Origin of the sequence: Robinsoniella peoriensis (genome assembly GCF_000797495.1) — a bacterium.
Classification (GTDB): domain Bacteria; phylum Bacillota; class Clostridia; order Lachnospirales; family Lachnospiraceae; genus Robinsoniella; species Robinsoniella peoriensis.
In genome coordinates, this window is record NZ_JTGN01000002.1 from 226,384 (window position 1) to 246,986 (window position 20,603).

Annotated in this window: 20 protein-coding genes; 14 read left to right on the plus strand and 6 right to left on the minus strand. The window is 40.5% G+C overall.

Annotation, left to right across the window (positions count from 1 at the left end):
• Window positions 1–47: 47 nt before the first annotated feature.
• The 4 genes from QR40_RS04795 to murC all read right to left on the minus strand — a co-directional run bounded on the left by QR40_RS04795 (window position 48) and on the right by murC (window position 5,045).
• Window positions 48–1,220 (minus strand): ribose-phosphate pyrophosphokinase, encoded by a 1,173-nt coding sequence (locus tag QR40_RS04795; protein ID WP_027295987.1) that lies wholly within the window; start codon window positions 1,218–1,220, stop codon window positions 48–50.
• A 75-nt stretch (window positions 1,221–1,295) separates the two neighbouring features.
• The gene (locus tag QR40_RS04800) at window positions 1,296–2,288 is read right to left on the minus strand and encodes an ATP-binding protein (RefSeq protein WP_027295988.1); all 993 of its coding nucleotides are present in this window, start codon (window positions 2,286–2,288) and stop codon (window positions 1,296–1,298) included.
• A 33-nt stretch (window positions 2,289–2,321) separates the two neighbouring features.
• On the minus strand, window positions 2,322–3,362 hold the full coding sequence (locus tag QR40_RS04805; protein WP_044293711.1) for a DnaD domain protein: 1,041 nt from the start codon (window positions 3,360–3,362) through the stop codon (window positions 2,322–2,324).
• A 303-nt stretch (window positions 3,363–3,665) separates the two neighbouring features.
• Window positions 3,666–5,045: a UDP-N-acetylmuramate--L-alanine ligase gene (gene murC / locus QR40_RS04810; protein ID WP_027295990.1), complete on the minus strand. Its 1,380-nt coding sequence runs from the start codon at window positions 5,043–5,045 to the stop codon at window positions 3,666–3,668.
• A 556-nt stretch (window positions 5,046–5,601) separates the two neighbouring features.
• Between murC and QR40_RS04815 the strand changes: the two genes are divergently transcribed.
• The 14 genes from QR40_RS04815 (at window position 5,602) to ptsP (ending at window position 18,706) form a co-directional block, all read left to right on the plus strand.
• On the plus strand, window positions 5,602–6,873 hold the full coding sequence (locus tag QR40_RS04815) for a glucose-1-phosphate adenylyltransferase (RefSeq protein ID WP_027295991.1): 1,272 nt from the start codon (window positions 5,602–5,604) through the stop codon (window positions 6,871–6,873).
• Window positions 6,873–7,991, plus strand: coding sequence for a glucose-1-phosphate adenylyltransferase subunit GlgD (glgD, locus tag QR40_RS04820; RefSeq protein ID WP_027295992.1), 1,119 nt, complete (start codon window positions 6,873–6,875; stop codon window positions 7,989–7,991). Before QR40_RS04815 ends, glgD begins: the two co-directional genes overlap by 1 nt.
• A gap of 41 nt (window positions 7,992–8,032) precedes the next feature.
• The gene (gene spoVG / locus QR40_RS04825; protein WP_027295993.1) at window positions 8,033–8,320 is read left to right on the plus strand and encodes a septation regulator SpoVG; all 288 of its coding nucleotides are present in this window, start codon (window positions 8,033–8,035) and stop codon (window positions 8,318–8,320) included.
• Between the two features lie 330 nt (window positions 8,321–8,650).
• Window positions 8,651–9,709 carry an L-ascorbate 6-phosphate lactonase gene (gene ulaG, locus QR40_RS04830; protein ID WP_044293712.1) on the plus strand — a complete coding sequence of 353 codons (1,059 nt, stop codon included), beginning with the start codon at window positions 8,651–8,653 and terminating at the stop codon, window positions 9,707–9,709.
• Window positions 9,710–9,865: 156 nt separating this feature from the next.
• On the plus strand, window positions 9,866–10,327 hold the full coding sequence (locus QR40_RS04835; protein WP_027295999.1) for a PTS sugar transporter subunit IIA: 462 nt from the start codon (window positions 9,866–9,868) through the stop codon (window positions 10,325–10,327).
• Window positions 10,305–11,072, plus strand: a complete 768-nt coding sequence (locus QR40_RS04840; RefSeq protein WP_027296000.1) for a creatininase family protein — start codon at window positions 10,305–10,307, stop codon at window positions 11,070–11,072. The genes QR40_RS04835 and QR40_RS04840 overlap by 23 nt, the downstream gene beginning before the upstream one ends.
• Window positions 11,073–11,093: 21 nt before the next feature.
• Entirely contained in the window at window positions 11,094–11,924 is an 831-nt protein-coding gene (locus QR40_RS04845) for a Cof-type HAD-IIB family hydrolase (protein WP_044293713.1), read from the plus strand.
• 231 nt (window positions 11,925–12,155) lie between these two features.
• Entirely contained in the window at window positions 12,156–13,508 is a 1,353-nt protein-coding gene (locus QR40_RS04850) for a PTS transporter subunit IIC (RefSeq protein ID WP_052430705.1), read from the plus strand.
• Between the two features lie 66 nt (window positions 13,509–13,574).
• Window positions 13,575–13,874 carry a PTS sugar transporter subunit IIB gene (locus QR40_RS04855; protein ID WP_044289655.1) on the plus strand — a complete coding sequence of 100 codons (300 nt, stop codon included), beginning with the start codon at window positions 13,575–13,577 and terminating at the stop codon, window positions 13,872–13,874.
• Window positions 13,875–13,893: 19 nt separating this feature from the next.
• The gene (locus QR40_RS04860) at window positions 13,894–14,919 is read left to right on the plus strand and encodes a uroporphyrinogen decarboxylase family protein (protein ID WP_044293715.1); all 1,026 of its coding nucleotides are present in this window, start codon (window positions 13,894–13,896) and stop codon (window positions 14,917–14,919) included.
• Between the two features lie 180 nt (window positions 14,920–15,099).
• Window positions 15,100–15,882, plus strand: a complete 783-nt coding sequence (locus QR40_RS04865) for a DeoR/GlpR family DNA-binding transcription regulator (RefSeq protein ID WP_027296003.1) — start codon at window positions 15,100–15,102, stop codon at window positions 15,880–15,882.
• Between the two features lie 258 nt (window positions 15,883–16,140).
• Window positions 16,141–16,635 carry a hypothetical protein gene (locus tag QR40_RS04870; RefSeq protein WP_027296004.1) on the plus strand — a complete coding sequence of 165 codons (495 nt, stop codon included), beginning with the start codon at window positions 16,141–16,143 and terminating at the stop codon, window positions 16,633–16,635.
• 124 nt (window positions 16,636–16,759) lie between these two features.
• The gene (locus QR40_RS04875) at window positions 16,760–17,023 is read left to right on the plus strand and encodes an HPr family phosphocarrier protein (protein ID WP_027296005.1); all 264 of its coding nucleotides are present in this window, start codon (window positions 16,760–16,762) and stop codon (window positions 17,021–17,023) included.
• A gap of 9 nt (window positions 17,024–17,032) precedes the next feature.
• Window positions 17,033–18,706, plus strand: a complete 1,674-nt coding sequence (ptsP, locus tag QR40_RS04880; RefSeq protein ID WP_044293717.1) for a phosphoenolpyruvate--protein phosphotransferase — start codon at window positions 17,033–17,035, stop codon at window positions 18,704–18,706.
• A gap of 71 nt (window positions 18,707–18,777) precedes the next feature.
• Here ptsP and QR40_RS04885 read toward each other — a convergent pair whose 3' ends face one another.
• Window positions 18,778–19,746, minus strand: coding sequence for a sugar-binding transcriptional regulator (locus tag QR40_RS04885; RefSeq protein ID WP_081998808.1), 969 nt, complete (start codon window positions 19,744–19,746; stop codon window positions 18,778–18,780).
• Between the two features lie 165 nt (window positions 19,747–19,911).
• Window positions 19,912–20,601 carry an L-ribulose-5-phosphate 4-epimerase gene (locus tag QR40_RS04890; RefSeq protein ID WP_027296008.1) on the minus strand — a complete coding sequence of 230 codons (690 nt, stop codon included), beginning with the start codon at window positions 20,599–20,601 and terminating at the stop codon, window positions 19,912–19,914.
• Window positions 20,602–20,603 lie beyond the last annotated feature (2 nt).

Below are 20,603 nucleotides of genomic sequence, written 5' to 3' on the forward strand. Positions count from 1 at the left end.
AATACTACCTCCTTGTGTGAATATGTTATATTTATTTTTGTAATTTGTTACTTGTTATGTTTTTCCAGAAAGTTCTGGATTCGTCCAATCGGATTTAACAGACTGCTGATCGATGCATCGTGATTCAGTGTGTCTATAATATACGCAAGGTATTTACTCAGATCACAGTTTACATAGTATTTTTTCTGTAAAAGTTCCGGAGTCTGATATACAAGGTTTGTTGTAAGAAGATGATCGAAAAGACCATTTTCATATGCCTTATCAAATTTGGACAGTCCATTTGTAAACAGACCAAAGGTAGAGCACAGGAAAATTCGGTTGGCTTTTCTCCTTTTTAATTCTGCAGCTACTTCTAATATACTGTCACCGGAGGAAATCATGTCATCAATGATTACCATATCTTTTCCCTCAACGTTCGCGCCAAGGAATTCATGCTCAACAATCGGATTCGTTCCGTTTACGATCTTGGTATAATCTCTTCGCTTATAGAACATACCCATATCTAATCCCAGAACATTTGCCATATAGACAGCACGTCCCATACCGCCTTCATCCGGGCTTATAATCATCATAGAGTCCTTATTAATCTTAAGTCCCGGCTGGGCACGGAAGAGGCCCTTAATAAACTGATAAACGGGTTGTACGGTTTCGAAACCTTTCAGCGGGATCGCATTCTGGACCCGGGGATCATGAGCGTCAAAAGTAATGATATTATCCACACCCATACGGACCAGTTCCTTTAAAGCAAGAGCGCAGTCCAGTGATTCACGTCCGTTACGCTTATGCTGGCGGCTTTCATACAGGAAAGGCATAATAACGCAGATACGCCTGGATTTTCCAGCCACGGCTGCAATAATGCGCTTTAAGTCCTGAAAATGATCATCCGGGGACATGTGGTTGGTATGGCCGCACAGAGAATAGGTCAGACTGTAGTTGCATACATCTACTAAAATATATAAATCATCACCACGAACGGACTCTTTGATGATTCCCTTAGCTTCGCCGGATCCAAAACGTGGAATTTTGGTGTCAATAATGTAGTTCTCCCTCTGATAACCTTCAAAAGCAATAGTCTTCTTATGTTCGTGATCGCGTTCCCTTCTCCATTCTACCAGATAAGCATTAATTTTTTCTCCCAGTGTCTTACAGCTTTCTAATGGAATAATGCCAAGTGAGCCGACAGGAATGGTTTCAAGATTGCGTTCTTCTGTTGATTGCATGATATTTCCTCCGTTATTTATCACATTTCAGTGAAATTGTCTTACGCATATAGTGTATCACAAAGTTTTCATAGGTCAAGGCTTTCCCCGGAATAATTTTTTTTGTATACGGATATCGTCCCCGAAGAGTTTCATCATCATATAATTACTGGTAATCCTGGAAAATACACGTTCCGAATAAGTATCTGCAAATGTATTAATGGGCAGGTTTGTAGAAATAATCGTTGACTTTTTGCGGTTAAGCCGTTCGTTAATACAAAGAAACAGCTGGGATGAGACAAAAGTATTGGTCAGCTCCGTACCCAGGTCGTCTATGATCAGCAGATCACAGTCAAAGATATAGGGATGGATATTCTGTGCTTCTTCTTCCTTTTCAAACGTACTTTTTGCAAATACATCAAAAAGCTCAAATGCTGAAAAATAGATTACAGAATGTGCTGTGTCGATCAGTTCCTTTGCAATACAGTGTGAGAGGAAGGTTTTTCCCACACCGGTATCCCCGTAGAAGAATAAATTTTTAAAATCTACATCAAAAGATCGGATAAATTCCTGGCATTCAGCCATATTTTGACGCATGGTTGCCAGAGAAGACAGTCCGGTGGAAGGATTGACCAGTTTATCCGAATAATAAGCATAGGAAAAATTAGAGAAGTTCTCTCTGCTTAATACTTCTTTTAAATTAGACTGGGTGTACAGCATATCAATGACTGCCTGCTTAAAACAGTGACATTTATGATTATCTGCAAATCCCGTATCCTGACAGTCGGGGCAGGTATACCGGGGGAGAAGGTAATCCTTTGGAAACCCGTTCTCCACAAGCAGCATGATACGCTTGTCTGATAAACGGCGGATGTCTTCCTTTAAGCCGTTAAGTGCATCACTGTCTCCGGATAACAGCTGACGCCCGCGGGCGACACTGATAGAACTTATCTGATGATCAATTTCACGAAGAGCAGGAACCTTCTCATAAGCCTCCTGGATACGCGCATCCTGATCGTGTTTGGTCTGTAACTGTTTTTTCTGGTATTGGCGGATGATCATATCATATTGCGAGTTTTTCAATGACACAGGCTGGTTCTCCCTTCTTTAGAAAATGAAAATTTATCTGTTCAGCAACTGTTTCTCTAACTGGTCATAATCATATTCCCTTTGATGGAAATTATTGAATTTATTGTTAGAAGCAACGGTTTTTTTCTGAACAGGAGCAGTTTTTTTGGAATTCTGGTGTTTTTCATCTAATAATGCAACTTCAGAGAGATGTTTGATTCCCGACTTATTCCATTCTTCCAGAATCTTATTGGCATATTGGAAATTGGGCTGATGTGTCTGCTTAATAGTCCGGTTACATGCCTCAATGATAATATCCAGGGTAAAGTGGAACTCGTCCAGCCATTTAGCCATTAATGTAATCTCCGGTTCTGCCGGGGCACGTCCTTTAATGCCAAAGGTATTTAAAATTGTGAAATAATTTTTATTATACAGATTCGTATTGCATTTTGCCTGGTCAACGGTAGTGATACCGTCTTCTGCCCAGGAAAGTGCAACCTTTTCAATATAGCGGGCACTTTTGCTGCCTTTGGAGACACAATATTCAATCAGGTACTCAATCAGGTCGGTGGAAAAATGCAGACCGTCATAGAAGTAAAGAATATTGGATACTTCTGTGGAACTTAAAGTCTTTCCAAGATACTGTTCTGCAATAAATAAAAGCTGACGGATATCTTCCTGCTCTTTTAACGATTTTACCTTATCGGCGGTGGGAAGTACCTTTTTCACGGGCTTAGGCTGCTCAGTGCTGGCCGCAGTTTCAAGTGAAGCAGATGTATTCGCCGCACCTGAAGTGAGATCAGCCGAGCTGAGAAAATAGATTCCGGTTAATGCACCGTTTTCATCGTGTTCCAATTTCAGTAAGTGAAGCTTTTCCCAGTAAGAGAGGGCCCGGTTCACATCTTTTTCTGTATGTTCGAAAGTATCTGCGATAGACGAAATAGACACACCAATATTAGAAGAGGTGCATCTTAAGAGATATAAGTATATTTTGACGAATTCACCACTGGCAGAAGGCATGTAATTGTCGATAAATGTATTTTGGACAATGGTAACACTGCTGCCGGAATTTATGTGTAAGGATATTTCATTCATTGCTTTCACCTGCTATTTTCTTGATATGCAACCAGTATAGCATACCTTTTAAAAAAAGAGAACAGCTAGTTTTTACAAGGGTTCCAGGGATAAGGGGGAAGTTCTCCATTGTGGACATTGTGGATAATGTGGATAACTTGGGGACAAAAAAAATAGGTGCAACAGAAGAAAATGTGCAATTGTCGGGGATTGTCGAATTTTTTAAAATTACAGCAGCGAAATTATGTAAACCAAGCTATCCACAAAAAAATCCACATGTAAAATACACGTTAATGTGCATAATCATGTGGATAATGTGGATAACTATTCTCCAAGCAGGCTTTCCCCTATTTTTACAACGTCTCCGGCGCCCATAGTTATCAACAAGTCACCGTGTATACAATTTTCTAACAAAAAGTTTTCAATCTCGTCAAAACATGGAAAATAATATGCTTCTTTGCCAAGTTCCTCTATTTTTTTCTGAAGGGTTTTGGAACTGATTCCCAGGTTATCCGTTTCACGGGCGGCATAGATATCAGCAAGCACAACTTTATCAGCCAGTGCCAGCGCTTTTGCAAAATCGTCCATCAATGCTTTGGTACGTGTATAAGTATGAGGCTGGAATACACACCAGATAGTTTTGTGGGGGTATTGATGTGCCGCGTTCAGTGTAGCAGTAATTTCCGTGGGGTGGTGTGCGTAATCATCTATAATCGTTACACCGCCGATTTCCCCCTTTTTCTGGAAACGTCTGTCGGTACCGCCAAAGTCAGTCAGTCCCTGCTGAATTCTATCCAGAGGAATTCCAAGTAATTCACCAAGTGCAAGTGAAGCCAGAGCATTGGAAACATTGTGCTTTCCCGGAACACTCAGAGTAATATGCCCAATCACTTTGCCATCTCTTACCGCATCAAAAGAACCATGGGCAAAAGCGTCATAGCTGATATTTACCGCACTGTAATGGCTGGACTTTGAAAATCCGTAGGTTACCACTTTGCAAGGCAGGTCTTTTGTAATTTCTTCATAATCGGGAATGTCCCCGTTGATGATCAGTGTGCCATCTTCCGGCAGTCTTTTGGCAAATAAGCGAAAAGAATTACGGATGTCATCCAGGTCCTTAAAGAAATCCAGATGGTCTGCATCAATATTCAGAATCAGGCTGATCTTTGGATTAAAATGCAAAAAACTGTTTGTATATTCACAGGCTTCCGTCAGAAATGTTTCAGAATTGCCGACGCGGATATTCCCTTCAATCGCTTTTAAGATTCCGCCTACGGATATGGTAGGATCGGTATCTGCAGCCAGAAGAATGTGGGAAATCATAGACGTTGTGGTTGTTTTGCCATGTGTTCCGGAAACGGCAATGGGTGTTTCGTAATTCTGCATAATCTGCCCCAGGAGTTCTGCACGGGTCAGCATTGGAATGTTCTTTTGGGCTGCGGCTGCATACTCCGGATTATCCGGATGAATTGCGGCTGTATATACGACCAGATCTGTTCCATCCTCTATATTAGATGCGCGCTGGCCATAGTATACGTTAACCCCTCTATCCTCCATCCATTTAGTCAGAGGCGATTCTTTTGCATCAGAACCGGAGATTTTAAAGTCACGGTCTATTAATATAGAAGCAAGACCGCTCATGCTGATTCCTCCGATACCAATAAAGTGTACATGGATAGGCTGCTTAAAATTTATTTCATACATATTGATACTCTCCTTATGAAAATCACTCTTTCACAGGCTGTGTGAAAGGCATTCTGTCATCATTATAACCTCATATGGATAAAAATTAAAGCATTTCTTGACATTATGGGGGATTAAATTTGAGGTTTTCTGATTAAAGGACGATTTCCCGGGTTCCGGTTGCCGTTACAAAGCTGGGTTTCGAAGCATGGAGTGGACTCTATGGGAGATCTGAAACACATTCTAAAAAAACACAATATTCGACGGTATTTTTATGCATTTTTAAAACAAAACAAAGAATCATGTAAAAATATGACAAAAGATCAAAGGAAAAACAAAGGGAAAATAGCATAAATGTGAAAGAAATGTCGAATAAAAAAAGTGGCTAGACAATATTTTGAGCTATTTCTTCTAAAATGAGAGAAAAAAATTTCAAAAAATTGTAAAATATGTTCACTATTTTGGAAAGATGTGGTATAATAAAAAATAACAATTTTATTTATGAGAAAATATGATTGTTAACGGGCTATAGATGCATCTGACATCATAGTACTATACTACAGCGAGAGGTGATAGCGTGATTAAAAAAGAGATGATTGCAATGTTACTTGCAGGAGGACAAGGAAGCCGTCTGGGCGTTCTGACAGCCAAAGTGGCAAAGCCGGCCGTGGCTTTCGGCGGAAAGTACCGTATAATTGATTTCCCGCTTAGCAACTGTATTAATTCTGGGGTAGATACAGTTGGTGTCCTGACACAATATCAGCCATTGCGGTTAAATACGCATATTGGAATTGGTATTCCCTGGGATTTGGATAGGAATATCGGAGGTGTAACAGTACTTCCTCCATATGAAAAAAGTGGCAACAGTGAATGGTATACGGGAACAGCAAATGCAATTTACCAGAACCTGGGCTATATGGAGAATTATAATCCTGACTATGTTTTAATTCTGTCAGGTGACCATATCTATAAGATGGATTATGAAGTAATGTTAGATTTCCACAAAGCCAGCAATGCCGACATCAGCATCGCAGTTATGCCCGTACCGATGGAAGAAGCAAGCCGATTTGGCGTAGTAGTGACAGATGATAATAACAGAATAACGGAGTTTCAGGAGAAACCGCCAGAACCAAAGAGCAATCTTGCGTCAATGGGTATTTATATTTTCTCATGGAAGGTATTAAAGGAAGCTTTAATCGCAATGTCTGATCAGAGTAATTGTGATTTTGGTAAACATATTATTCCGTATTGCCATGAAAAGGGAGATAAGCTTGTAGCTTATGAGTATAACGGCTATTGGAAAGACGTCGGAACATTAGGTTCTTACTGGGAAGCAAATATGGAACTGATCGATATCATTCCGGAGTTTAACTTATATGAAGAGTTCTGGAAGATATACACAAGCAGTGAAATTATTCCTCCGCAGTATATATCTTCTGAGTCGGTAATTGAAAGGTGTATCATCGGCGATGGTACAGAGGTTTATGGTGAGGTACATAATTCTGTCATTGGAGCCGGGGTAACGATCGGAAAGGGAGCTGTCATTCGTGACTCGATTATCATGAGGGGAACCAAGATCGGCGATGGTGCTGTTCTGGACCGCTCTATCGTAGCTGAGAACACGGAAATCGGACAAGGCGCAGTGCTTGGCATAGGCGAAGAAGTTCCAAACAAATTAAAACCAAATGTTTATTCTTTTGGTTTAGTAACGGTAGGTGAAAATTCTTACATTCCGCCAAATGTGAAAATCGGAAAGAACACAGCAGTGGATGGAATTACAAGAGCGGAGGATTATCCGGATGGCGTACTGGAGAGTGGAGAAACTTTAGTTAAGGCAGGTGAAGCGTGATGAGAGCGATAGGAATGATTTTAGCAGGTGGCAACAGTCACAGAATGGGAGATTTATCAAATAAGAGAGCCATTGCAGCAATGCCCATTGCAGGCAGCTATCGAAGCATCGACTTCGCGTTAAGTAACATGTCTAATTCTTCTATACAAAAAGTGGCGGTATTGACACAGTACAATGCGAGATCTTTAAATGAACATTTAAGTTCTTCGAAATGGTGGGATTTTGGAAGAAAGCAGGGTGGTTTGTTTGTATTTACACCAACCATCACTTCTGATAATAGTTTCTGGTATCGGGGGACAGCAGATGCGATCTATCAGAATCTGGATTTTCTGAAGAAAAGCCATGAACCATATGTGATCATTGCATCCGGTGACGGTGTGTACAAGCTGGATTATAATAAAGTGCTGGAATATCATATTGAGAAGAAAGCGGATATTACAGTTGTATGCAAAGATATGGCTCCAAGCGAAGATATAACAAGATTCGGTGTCCTGAAAATGAATGAGGACAGCAGAATCGAAGAGTTTGAAGAAAAACCAATGGTTTCATCCTGGAATACTGTTTCTACCGGTGTATATATTATCCGCAGAAGACAGCTGATCGAATTGATCGAAAGATGTGCACAGGAAGACAGGCATGATTTTGTAAAGGATATTCTGATTCGCTATAAGAACCTGAAGAGAATCTATGGTTATAAAATGAAAGAATACTGGAGCAACATTGCTACGGTAGAGTCTTATTATAAAACAAATATGGATTTTCTGAAACCGGAAGTGAGAGATTATTTCTTCCGTCAGTATCCGGATGTATATTCCAAGGTTGATGATCTTCCGCCTGCTAAGTATAATCCGGGCAGTGAAGTGAAAAACAGCCTGATATCCAGTGGATGTATCATTAACGGGCATGTAGAAAATTCGGTGTTGTTTAAGAAGACTTTTGTGGGTGAGAATTGTGTGATTAAGAATTCCATTATCCTGAATGATGTATATCTGGGTGATAATACATATATTGAAAATTGTATTGTTGAATCCCGCGATACCATACGGGCGAATTCTTATCATGTTGGCGAGGACAAAATAAAAATTGTTATAGAAAAAAACGAACGCTACGTACTATAACATTTTAAATTACGACTATATATGGAAAGGGGCTAAAAGACATGAATATTACAGATGTCAGGGTACGTAAAGTTGCAAAGGAAGGTAAGATGAAGGCGGTAGTTTCAATTACAATTGATGATGAGTTTGTTGTTCATGATATTAAAGTAATTGAAGGAGAAAAGGGGTTATTTATAGCCATGCCAAGCAGAAAGGCATCCGACGGAGAATATAGAGATATCGCACATCCTATTAATTCCCAGACAAGAGACCGTATTCAGGGTATCATCCTGGATCAGTACGAGGCTGTTGTAGCAGCGGAACCTGAATCGGAAGAGGCAGCTTATTAATTTAGCAACGAAGATTTTATAGAAGTAAACCAGTATAGCACAAGGTAAAAAACGAAACATTGGTTATTTGCCGCATAGTTATGCAGGCAGTACAGGAAAAGAGAAAAGGTTATGTTTATACGCTCTGCTGTGGGAGGCAGGGCGTATTTTTTGTGTAAAAATACACACTGGATTCCCGGGGGCGGCTTTCAATAAAATAAATGATCATATAATTAAGAAATATTCATATAAAATCATTGAAATGAACTTAAAAATGTAGTAATATAAACATATCAACTGAAACGAACATAATAATAATGAATTATATGATTATTTAAGGAGGAACTGTGTATGAGTAAAGTGGATGAGATCACAAGAGAGAATTGGATTTTGGGAGCATTTCCGGAATGGGGAACATGGCTGAATGAAGAAATTGATGCAGAGAAAGTGGAAAAAGGCACCGTAGCCATGTGGTGGCTTGGCTGCACCGGGATTTGGGTTAAGTCAGAGGGCAATGCAAATATTGCGATAGATCTTTGGTTTGGCAATGGAAAAAGAACAAAGAAAAAACCATATATGGATGAATACCACCAAATGAGAAATATGACTGGCGGCAGGCTGATGCAGCCAAATCTGCGTGCGATGCCGATTGTTTATGATCCGTTTGCAGTAACAACAGTGGATGCAGTATTATCTACACATTATCACAATGATCATATCGATCCTTTTTTTGCAGCGGCAGTTCTGAAAAACTGTAAAGATGACGTACCATTTATCGGGCCTTTAGAAAGTGTGAACAAATGGCTCAGCTACGGTGTTCCAAAGGAGCGCTGTAAAATTGTGAAGCCCGGAGATGTAGTGAAAGTCAAAGATGTGGAAATCGTTGTTCTTGATTCTTTTGACAGAACCTGTATCGTTACGGCTGAAAAACCGCTTGCAGGGATCTGCCCGACGGATATGGATGATAAAGCGGTTAACTATCTGATCAAAACCCCGGGTGGAAATATCTACCACAGCGGAGATTCGCATTATTCTGTTTATTATGCGAAACATGGAAAAGATCATAAGATAGATGTAGCATTTGGCTCTTATGGAGAAAATCCGGCGGGAAATCAGGATAAGATGACTTCGGTAGATATTCTGAGAATGGCTGAAGCGCTGCAGACGGAAGTAGTTATTCCATTTCATTATGATGTATGGACGAATTTTAAAGCAGATCCGGCTGAAATTATGATGTTGTACAATTTCAAAAAACATGTGCTGGATTATAAGTTTAAACCATTCATCTGGGATGTTGGCGGCAAATTTATCTATCCGAACGATAAAGATAAACTGCAGTACCATTACCGCAGGGGATTTGAAGATTGCTTTGCGGATGAACCGAATGTTCCGTTTAGAAGTGTACTGTAAATATAGTCTGTAAAATTACAGGATAAGTGGATATGGTAAACGATTGTATTTTGTTGTAAAGTACTATATGTGTGTATAATAGCTGCAACTAATATTTTATAAGAAACATTAGCGTAGTAAGAATATTGCGGGAAAGAAGAGAGGTAGGTAAGTATTATGTTATTAAAGGAATTAGCAGATCAGAACAGAGTATGTTTTCATCAGAAATTTGATACCTGGGAAGAGGCGGTGGCAGCGTCCTGTCAGCCGCTGCTGGCGGATGGTTCTATCGAACAGGCATATGTGGATTCGGTAATTGCATGTGTAAAGAAATACGGTCCTTATATTGTATTTGCTCCCAATATTGCAATGCCTCATTCACAGGAGGGAGCAGTAGGAGTAAATGACACGGCGGTATCCTTTATGAAAGTCGAAGAGCCGGTACATTTTGAAGAAGGAAACCCGGAAAAGGATGCCAGATTATTCTTCGTGCTGGCATCCAAAGATCATACCATGCATATGCAGAATATGGAGAAGCTTGCAAATATGCTTTTGACAGCTGATATCATGGATGCGCTTTTGGAAGTGAAAAGTGTAGAAGACCTGCTGGCATTGGATGAAAAATACTCCGGATTATAAAATTATGACGAGAAATTTGTTTTATTCAAACTGGGAAGATGCAAAGAATAAAATCCAAAACAGCGCAGGTGTGATCCTGACTCTGGGATCAGTGGAAGAACATGGATTTCACCTTCCGATGGGAACGGATACAATCATTGCGGAAGCACTGGCGGAAGAAATCTGCAGGCGCCAGAATCTGTATTTTTATCCTTGTGTTACTTATGGGCAGGTATGGTCTGCACGGGATTTTGAAGGGACTGTATCCATTTCTTCGGACTGTCTGAAAGAATATTGTGTACAGGCTGCAAAAAGTATACAAAGAGCCGGGGCGAAGCGGTTATTTATATTTTCCTTTCATAACGGCAATCATAAAGTAATTACAGAGGTACTGCGCATCTTAAAGGATGAGGACAGCAGGCCGGAGGCATACCATATATCACTGTCGGGAATCGAAAAAAACGTAGAGGATATTTTAACTACACCCCTTTGGAATGGCAAGGTGTGGCATGCAGGTGAATTAGAAACGTCTCTCATGCTGCATCTAAGACCTGAGTTAGTCCATATGGAGAAAGCCACCTGCGAATTTCCGGAAGTACCAAAGGCATATGCCCTGTCGGCGGTCCCCTGGAAAAGCTTTTTGAAATCCGGAGCATTTGGAGATGCATCCAGTGCCACGGCTGAAAAAGGCGGTCGTTTATATGAACGAATGTGCAATGAACTCAGCAGTCAAATAGAAGAAGTTATAAAAGCTATGGGAAACTGAGTAATAAAGGAGGTGGATTAGGTGGGGGATATTAAATTAATTGTCTGCGATCTGGATGGAACGCTTTTGAACAGCAAGAAGAAGATAAGCAGCTATACCAGAAAGGTACTGATGAAAACAAAGGAGCTTGGAATCCATATTTGTTTTGCGTCCGGCAGAGATGAGCAGATGATGGCAGTATATAGTAAATGCATTGGTGGATGCAGCTATATGCTTTCGAATAACGGGGCTCTGGTACGTGACACCACAGGAAACATCTTATATGAAGCAGCATTGGAGAAGCCGGATATACAACAGATCCTGGCTTTTCTTACGCAGCGGCAGATGGTTTTCATGATGTATACAGCTCAGACGATGTATTTTTCAAATGACAGTGAGAAGCTGAAAAAACGCATTACTAATTATGAAAAACTGTCTGAAGAATTGGGATATCCAATGAAACTGGCAGCAGAATCTATTACGGCAGATGATATAAACCGGAATTTTGATGATGTTGCCAAGATCGTTGTTTATGAAGACGAAGAGATGCAGATGAATGGATTTTTGGATTTTGCCAAGAATCTGGAGAATGTTCATTGTGAGTCTACCGGATATGGCCTCCAGGGAGCTTTTCATAAGTCAGTTTCAAAAAGAACGGCACTCTTTAAAATTATGGGGCATCTGGGAGTTGATAAGAGCCAGGTATGTGTGTTCGGCGATTATGACAATGACCTCAGTATGTTTGAATGCGCAGACCGCAGAATTGCTATGGGCAACAGTATTGGGTGTCTGAAAGAAGCAGCAAGTGATATAACCCTTAGTAATGATGAGGATGGTGTGGCAGTTTATCTTGAAAAAGAACTGGATTTATGAAAGTAATAATTATAAATGAACGAAATGACAAAATATATGAATGTTTAGAGGGTAAAAATATCATTAAAGTATAAAATAATCATATAATAATGAAATAATCATAAAAATCAATTGACATATTTCATAAAAATAATTATAATAAGCATATAAGTTAAAGCATATTACACACGATAACGATTGTCCAGGGTGGGGCGGATAAGAGGGACGTGGAAATACGAAAGGAGAGGGATTATGCTAAACTATATTTTGGATTTACTTTTGAAACAAATTTTCGGCCAGCCATTTTTACTTATGGCAATCATCGTTTTCATTGGTTACGTTGCAATGAAGCAAAAGTTCTCTAAGGCAATTACGGGGGCTGCGAAAGCTTCAATCGGTGTTATTGTAATGGGGATGGGATCGGGCGCCCTGATTGCAAATTTTGGTAAGTTACTTACAGCATTACAGAATGCAACCGGAATTCAGGGTGCGGGCCTGAATACTTATCCTACGATGACAGCAGCTTACGAAAAGATGGACAAGATTTTAGGGGATGGAACAGGAGCTTCCTGGGGGATTTATACGTTACTGGTTGCTTTTATCCTGAACCTGGTATTGGTTGCACTTCGTAAATTTACTAAGATCCGTGCCGTTTATTTAACCGGTAATGCAATGATTGTACAGGCTGGTATCAGTACTTACATTGTTTGGAGGTTCTTAGGACTTGGCATGATCCCTACCGTATTAATTGCAGCAGCAGTAACAGCATTGTACTGGGGTGTCTGTTCTACACTGCTGATTAAACCTACTCATGAAATAACAGGAGCAGACTTTACAATTGCCCATCAGCAGATGGTTGTCAGCTATATTGCATATAAAGTTGCTCCAAAACTGGGACATCCGGATAAAGACGATATTGAGAAGAAGAAAATGCCGGAATCTCTGAATTTCTTACAGGATAACGTTATTGCAACGGCGCTCGTAATGTTTATTTCCACAGCGATTATTTTCCTGGTTATCGGCGGCGACCAGATCGACTGGCTCAGAAGTGCAGACGGATTGAACCAGGGCGGACTGAAGAACAACATTGTATTCCTGGTATGGATTGGTATCACACTGACTGCAAACATCGTTGTTCTCTTATATGGTGTTCGAATGTTTGTAGGTGAATTAATGATCTCCTTTAAGGGTATTTCTGAAAAACTGCTTCCTGGTGCGGTTGCAGGTGTTGACTGTGCTGCGATATTCGCATTTGCACCGAAGTCAGTAGTGCTGGGACTCCTCTTTGGAGCATTGGGACAGTTAATCGGACTTGGCGGATTATTAATTTTTAAATCCCCGATATTCCTGGTACCCGGATTTATACCGTTATTCTTTGATAATGCTACGATCGCAATCTTTGCAAATAAGTTTGGAGGCTGGAAAGCAGCAGGCGTCATTTGTACCGTAAATGGTATTATCCAGATTTTGGGTTCGGCACTGGCGGTTCAGATGCTGCAGCTTACATGGTGGCAGGGAAGTGCCGATTATGCAACACTTTGGGTGGCAATTATTGCCATATTCAAAGGTATCGGCCAATTATTCGGAATACCGATTGCAGGTTAGTTTAAACAGGGTTAGAATAAAAAGTGACAATTATAAATAAGCAAATTGCTGAAAGGAGCAAAAGAGATGTTAAATATTTTATGTGTATGCGGAAATGGAATGGGAACAAGTACAATTTTGAAAATCAGTGTGAAGAAAATCTGTGATCAGAACAATATTGATGCAACAGTAGAGTCATGTTCATTCGGAGAGGCACTCTCATATATTACAACCACAGATATCGTATTAACAAGTCCGGAGTGGGCAGGAATGCTGCCGCCAAGCAATGCGGTAATTGCAGAAACAAAGAATCTGATTGATACAAAGGCAGTAACAGAAACTTTATTAAACGCAGTAAAAGAACATTTTCCAAATGAAATAAAGTAAGGAAGGTAAGGAGACAGATATGACAGGATATGAAATTATAAAAGGAAACATTAATTTTACAGGACCGGACCGAATCGGACTTCGTTTTGACCGCATTGCCGGGAAGGGTGATGTATGTCGTATCTTTGTCCTTCCACCGAAAGATAAAAGGCCAAAAGGCAGGTATTCGGTTTCTAAGAAAGTACGTCCCGCCAATGGGGAATATGATGAATGGGGATGCCTGTGGGAAAGTGATGATGCAACCGGTTCCGATATGGGACAGGTAACTAATATTCCCATTGAAGAATGGGAGGACATGGAAGACTATGTAATTCCTGACCCTAAGGCAGAAGGACGGTTTGACGGACTGGAAGAGGCTCTGGATAAGGCGGAGGAAGCCGGACTGTATGTACAGCTTAACAGCCCGCAATGTATTTTTGAAAGAATGCATTTCTTAAGAGGTTTTGAAAATACGCTGATGGACTGCCTGATTGAGCCGGAAGAAATCGAAGCTATGGCTGTAAAACTGGCTGATTATCAAATAGGAATTATAGAAGAAGCTTACCGCCTTGGAAAAGGCAGAATCCACTGCTATGATACCACAGATGACTGGGGAACACAGAATAACCTGATGATATCTCCCAATGTTTTCCGTGATATTTTTAAGCCGCAGTACAAAAGAATCTTTGACAAAGCCCATGAGTGCGGTATGGATATCCGATTCCACACCGATGGTAAAATCAATGATATTCTGGAAGACCTGATCGAACTGGGAGTTGATATTATTAATATTCATCAGCCAAGGCTGGTGGGTATCGATGAGGTATCAGAAATTGCAAAGGGAAGAATCTGCTTTGAAGCGGCAATTGACATCCAGGCCACGCTGCCTACCGGTGACAAAGCGCTGATTGAACAGGAAGCAAAAGAACTGATAGAAAAATGGGCAACACCTAAGGGCGGACTGATTGGTGTAGAATACGGATATCTGGATGCCATTGGAACAACCAGGGAATCTATGCTGTATGCCCTGGAATGTTTTGAAAAATACGGGGATTTTAAGCAGTAAATGAATATGGAACAGGGCGGCGTTTTTTAAATGCCGCCCTGTAATTATTTAGCAGGAGTATATTTGACGGTAATTATTCTATATGAAAAGAAGTGCTTGACGCTTATATGAAATGTTCATATAATTGGAGATATATCATGGGTTATTAAACAGGTATAGAAAACTAAAGGAGAGCGTGTTATGAAACGAAGCCGGGCATTAGTAGATAATCGAAGAAAGAAATTATTAGAAGCCCTGAAAAGTAACGGGTCAGTGAAAGTGGGGGATCTGGCCGAGGAATTTCAGGTTTCACCGCTTACAATCCGCAGGGATCTCCAGTATCTGGAGGATCACAAGAAATTAGAGCGTTTTTATGGAGGAGCTACGGTAAGTGGCGAAGACGATGAGATCGTCACTCAGGAAGACGAGATAAAAATGTACCGCAAGAAAATTGCACAGTATGCAGCATCACTGGTCGAGGATGGAGATACTATTTTTATCAATACCAGCTCTACGGCATTACAGATGATTAAATATATCAGAGATAAACGTGTTACCGTAATCACTAATAACGGTAAAGCAATCTTTATGGAGCACTCTTCTAAAGTGTCTGTCATTTTAAGCGGCGGAGAGCTTCGGGAAATTAAGGAAGCTATGGTAGGAGAGTTTGCCACGAATAATATCAGCAAGGTGACTGCTAAGAAAAGTTTCCTGGGCTGCAGCGGGTTATCAGTGGAGAGTGGTATGACTACGGAGATCTTAAGTGAAGTAAACATCAATGAACTGATGTTAAACCGTGTAACCGGTACATCCTACATATTGGCTGATTACAGCAAGCTTGGGCGTAACAGCAGTTTCGTTAGCTGCCCCACAGAACGGATCATCAATATTATTACAGATGAAAAGGCGCCTCAGAATATACTGGATGGATTTCAGGAAAATAATATTAATATTTTTCAGGTGAGAAGGGATATGGAATTGTAGAAGGTAAAGAAAATGGATATGTCACACTCGTTTGAAAAGAAGGAGTGCGTAAACAGAAGGTTCTATATGGGTTAGACCGTTTTTGGTCTGAATATAGGAAACAGGCTGTTTATGCACTCTTTTTTGAAAGAAGAGAACAAATATAAATTAAAATGTTCGTAAAAATATTGAAATATATCATATAATTAAGAACATAATGATTGATTTGTGGATAATTATATGATATAATGAACGTATAAAAAGAAAGGGGCGGGTTTTATGATTATTTTGAACTATGCGGTATGTGTATTATTGATAGGGTGTCTTATTGGGGAAGCTTACTTTATTATCCGGAGAAATAAAACAATTGTAAAAAAGGGAAAAGATGACTTCTTCACCTATGCGCTGGTTATGTTCTTTGCTCTTTTGATTTTCCCGATTACTACAGCTAACAGCATGATTGAGGATTTTCGTAATATCCTGGTGCTGGTTACGCTTTTTGCATCAGCGGGAATAAAAAGAGGACTATCTGAAAATGGTGTGGAAAAGATATGTTATACCGTTCCATGGAATCAGATAAAGGAGATCCGGATTGATTCTTTTCAGTACTCCAAGATGCAGATTATCTGTGTGACACAAAAGAGAAAGTATAAGCTTTTATTTAGCAAATACCAGTTAAAAGATATTCTTAGAGAGCTGGAAAAACATGTTTCTAACATCTATATCCAGAGTTCGCTGGATGATGTTTTGAAAATGAAAAAAGCAAAGGCGTAAAGGTGTCTCAAACAGAATATAAGTGGAAATTAAAATGAAAATTAGAATGAAACTTAAAATGAAATTTTAAATGAAACTTTTAAATAATGAATATAAAATAATGAAAACAAAGGAGAAGATACAAATGGTTAGCGAAAAAATTACAGTTATTAACAAGTCAGGATTACATTTAAGACCGGCAGGAGAACTTTCTAAAATTGCAGCAAAATGTCCATCAAACATCACACTGGTAAAAGGCGAAAAGCGTGTAAATCCCAAAAGTGTCTTGATTCTGATGAGTGCCGGAATCATGTGTGGGGATGAAATTACGGTAGAGTGTGACGGAGAAACGGAAGAACAGGATTTAAAAACAATTTTAGCTGCAATTGCAAGTGGTTTAGGAGAATAGGGGATAGGAATGAAAACGATACAGGTTGAAAAGACTTCTTCCAAAGGAATTGTTATGGGGCAGGTATTTCGAAAAGAAGACCAGGATTTGTCACCGGAATGCTATGCTGCAATAGATTATGAGGAAGAAACAAAAAAATATGAAACTGCTGTAAATGAGGTAATTAAAGAGTTAGAGCCTCTGGCAGAAGAATCGGATATTTTTTCTGCGCACCTGGAATTGGCAAAAGATATAGCCCTTATGGAAGGTGTTCTGGATAAAATCAATAATGGTAAAGAAAATGCTCAGATGGCATTAGCACATACGGCAGAAGAATATTGTGCCATATTCGAATGTATGGAAGATGAATACATGAGAGAAAGGGCAGCGGATATTAAAGATATCAGAAACAGGCTGATGCGTAAATTAAAGGGACTTCCGGACAGTGATTTTGATGCAATCCAGGAAAAAGTAATTTTAGTTGCATCAGATCTGGCTCCTTCCGACACTGCAAAACTAAATCTGGACTATATTCTGGGATTTATAACGGAACTGGGCGGAGTTACCAGCCATGTTTCCATTATGGCAAGAAGCCTGGGGCTGCCTGCGCTGGTGGGCGTAAAGGGGATTCTGGAACATGCGTCTTCCGGTGACTTTTTGATCATGGATGCATCAGAAGGGAAGATCATTGTAGAGCCTGACAGGGAACAGATAGAAGAATATCAGGTGAAGGCAGAAGAATTTGCAAAGCATCAGAAAGAACTGGAGGCCCTGAGCCACCTTCCGGCTATAACGTCTGATGGCAGAAGTGTCAAGGTATGTGCCAATGTAGGAAGCATTGAAGATGTAAAAAATGCCGTAAAAAACCATATTGATGGTATCGGATTATTTAGAAGTGAATTTTTATATATGGAAAATTCTCATTTTCCAACAGAAGAAGAACAGTTTGCGGTATATAAAGAAGCTGCGGAACTGGTGAAGAGTGAACTGATTATCCGGACGCTGGACATTGGCGGGGATAAAGAACTTCCTTATTATGTATTTGAAAAAGAAGAAAATCCATTCCTTGGCTGGCGTGCGATTCGTATTTCATTAGAAATGGAGGATATGTTCAAAGATCAGCTGAGAGCACTTCTAAGGGCAAGTGCATTTGGAGATATCCGGATTATGTATCCTATGATTATTTCTATGGAAGAGCTGAATAAAGCAAATGAACTGTTAGAGGTCTGTAAGACGGAATTAAAGGCGGAGGGACTGGCTTATAAAGAAGATATCAAAGTGGGAATGATGATTGAAACGCCTGCATCTGTGATGTGTGTGGAAGAATTTGCAGCCCATGTGGACTTCTTCAGTATAGGGACAAACGACCTTACCCAGTATTTATTGGCAGTAGATCGTGGAAATAAAAAGATTGCGTCCCGGTATAATTCGTTTCATCCGGCAGTAGTGAAAGCGATCCAGCGGATTATTCAGGCCGGTCATGCACACCAGATTCCAGTTGGTATGTGCGGGGAATTTGCAAGTGATGATAAAGCAACGGAGATGCTTCTTGGAATGGGACTGGATGAATTCAGTATCTCAGCCGGTGAAGTGGCAAATATTAAAAATGTAATCCGAAACAGCAGCTATGAAGAGGCAAAACAGACTGCATTTAAGGCTGTATCGGCATATACGATCCGTGATGTAATGGATGCACTACAGTAAAGAAACCGCTTATTCGTCAGAGGATAAGCGGTTTCTTTTGCAGCTATACGCACGATTAAGAATTGTGCTCTTTAACGGAGAGAATTGTTTAATTCCAGAATCTTCCTGGCAGCATAATGGTCGATAATCAGTGTGTTGATATATCCGCCCCGGACAGCTCCCAGAACGGCTTCTGCCTTTTCCTCCATGCCAGCCACACAGATTACTTCGTTTACATTTTTAATATCCGCCAGATCAATACCGATCATTTTCTGGGAAAGGCTCGTCAGAATTTCCTGTCCCCGGATATCATAGAAGTGTCCTCCGATATGTCCGATGGCGCCTTTTGCGGAAAGCTTTTCAAGTGATCCGGGCTGGATGAAATCCTTCCAGGACTTAGAGGCGATGGAACCGACGCTGGTCAGAATAACATTCGCACGCCGGGCCAGATTCAGAGTTTCCTTAATATTTGGCTCCTGAATCAGACTTTCCCGAAGGCTTCGTGACTTTACGAAAAGCGGAGCATAGATATAATGGTAGGTGCCTCCATAGGAAGCCGCTAGTTCTTTAGAGAGATCCAGGGAATCACGCTCCGGTTTGTGGGTGATTGCAGCGCCCATTATGGGAACAACAGTAAGGGGGATATTTTTACTGGTTTTAATGGCCTGAACCGTATGGTATACCGTATTTCCCCAGGACATTCCCAAAATAGTATTTTTATTAATAATAGAGTCCAGATAATAGGCGGCAGCTTCTCCCAGCTTTTGCAGTACTAAGGAAGAATTCTGCTCCTTTACAGAGATAATCCGGACATGCGTCAGAGAAAATGTATTCATAAATTCCTGTTCCAAAGAACTGTTCCTTTCCCAGGGTTCATGTATGGTAATCTCCACCACGCCAATCCTGCGGGCTTCTTTTAACATCCTGGAAATCTTAGAACGGGAAGTATAGAACCGGTCTGCTATTTCATTCTGGGTCATTTCAGAATTGTAATAAAGATTTGCTACGGCAGAAAGAAAATTCCATTTCTCCGTATCATTCATCATTTCATAATTTTTCACATCATCCACCTCATGCAACTCCTTTCCAATCTGTTCTCGTGGTTAATTTCTAATGATTATATTAGCAATTATGAGGGGGTTTGTAAAGGAGATCTGATCTGTATAATCATCAAAAACCAATCATATGTAAAAAGGGAGAGCCACAAGCTCTCCCTTCAATGTCCCTTATTTTTGTCCGTAATATGCACCCGCCCCATGTTTCCGCAGATAATGTTTATCCTGAAGTACCTGAGGTGCCGGTTTTATGGCTGGGTTTAAAGTTTCGGTACGGTAAGACATTTTCGCTATTTCTTCCAATACCACTGCATTGTGCACCGCATTAGCTGCGTCTGTTCCCCAGGTGAAGGGCCCGTGGTTGTTACAGAGAATACCTGGAACGGACATTACGTTTTTGGCAGAAACGGTTTCTATGATAACTAATCCGGTGTTCTTTTCATAAGCAGAATTAATTTCTTCCGGTGTCAGACTTCTGGCACAGGGGATTTCTCCGTAGAAATAATCCGCGTGGGTGGTTCCGTAGCAGGGAATGCCTCTTCCGGCCTGAGCCCAGGAGGTTGCCCAAGGAGAATGGGTATGTACAATACCGCCGATTTCGGGATAAGCTTTGTACAATTCCATATGTGTAGGCGTATCTGAGGAAGGATTATAGCCACCCTCTATTTTATTTCCGTTCAGATCCATAACCACCATGTCCGAAGGAACCAGTTTATCATAATCCACACCGCTGGGTTTAATTACAAACAACCCTTTTTCCCGGTCGATGGCGCTTACATTGCCCCAGGTGAAGGTAACAAGATTGTATTTTGGCAGAGCCATATTTGCTTCGTATACTTTTTGCTTTAATTCTTCTAACATTT

What these genes read in the sequence shown, in the direction of transcription:
- QR40_RS04795 (WP_027295987.1), bottom strand. Translation starts at nt 1,220, where the DNA reads ATGCAATCAACAGAAGAACGCAATCTTGAAACCATTCCTGTCGGCTCA.
- QR40_RS04805 (WP_044293711.1), bottom strand. Translation starts at nt 3,362, where the DNA reads ATGAATGAAATATCCTTACACATAAATTCCGGCAGCAGTGTTACCATT.
- murC (WP_027295990.1), bottom strand. Translation starts at nt 5,045, where the DNA reads ATGTATGAAATAAATTTTAAGCAGCCTATCCATGTACACTTTATTGGT.
- glgD (WP_027295992.1), top strand. Translation starts at nt 6,873, where the DNA reads ATGAGAGCGATAGGAATGATTTTAGCAGGTGGCAACAGTCACAGAATG.
- spoVG (WP_027295993.1), top strand. Translation starts at nt 8,033, where the DNA reads ATGAATATTACAGATGTCAGGGTACGTAAAGTTGCAAAGGAAGGTAAG.
- ulaG (WP_044293712.1), top strand. Translation starts at nt 8,651, where the DNA reads ATGAGTAAAGTGGATGAGATCACAAGAGAGAATTGGATTTTGGGAGCA.
- QR40_RS04835 (WP_027295999.1), top strand. Translation starts at nt 9,866, where the DNA reads ATGTTATTAAAGGAATTAGCAGATCAGAACAGAGTATGTTTTCATCAG.
- QR40_RS04840 (WP_027296000.1), top strand. Translation starts at nt 10,305, where the DNA reads ATGAAAAATACTCCGGATTATAAAATTATGACGAGAAATTTGTTTTAT.
- QR40_RS04850 (WP_052430705.1), top strand. Translation starts at nt 12,156, where the DNA reads ATGCTAAACTATATTTTGGATTTACTTTTGAAACAAATTTTCGGCCAG.
- QR40_RS04855 (WP_044289655.1), top strand. Translation starts at nt 13,575, where the DNA reads ATGTTAAATATTTTATGTGTATGCGGAAATGGAATGGGAACAAGTACA.
- QR40_RS04860 (WP_044293715.1), top strand. Translation starts at nt 13,894, where the DNA reads ATGACAGGATATGAAATTATAAAAGGAAACATTAATTTTACAGGACCG.
- QR40_RS04865 (WP_027296003.1), top strand. Translation starts at nt 15,100, where the DNA reads ATGAAACGAAGCCGGGCATTAGTAGATAATCGAAGAAAGAAATTATTA.
- QR40_RS04870 (WP_027296004.1), top strand. Translation starts at nt 16,141, where the DNA reads ATGATTATTTTGAACTATGCGGTATGTGTATTATTGATAGGGTGTCTT.
- QR40_RS04875 (WP_027296005.1), top strand. Translation starts at nt 16,760, where the DNA reads ATGGTTAGCGAAAAAATTACAGTTATTAACAAGTCAGGATTACATTTA.
- ptsP (WP_044293717.1), top strand. Translation starts at nt 17,033, where the DNA reads ATGAAAACGATACAGGTTGAAAAGACTTCTTCCAAAGGAATTGTTATG.
- QR40_RS04890 (WP_027296008.1), bottom strand. Translation starts at nt 20,601, where the DNA reads ATGTTAGAAGAATTAAAGCAAAAAGTATACGAAGCAAATATGGCTCTG.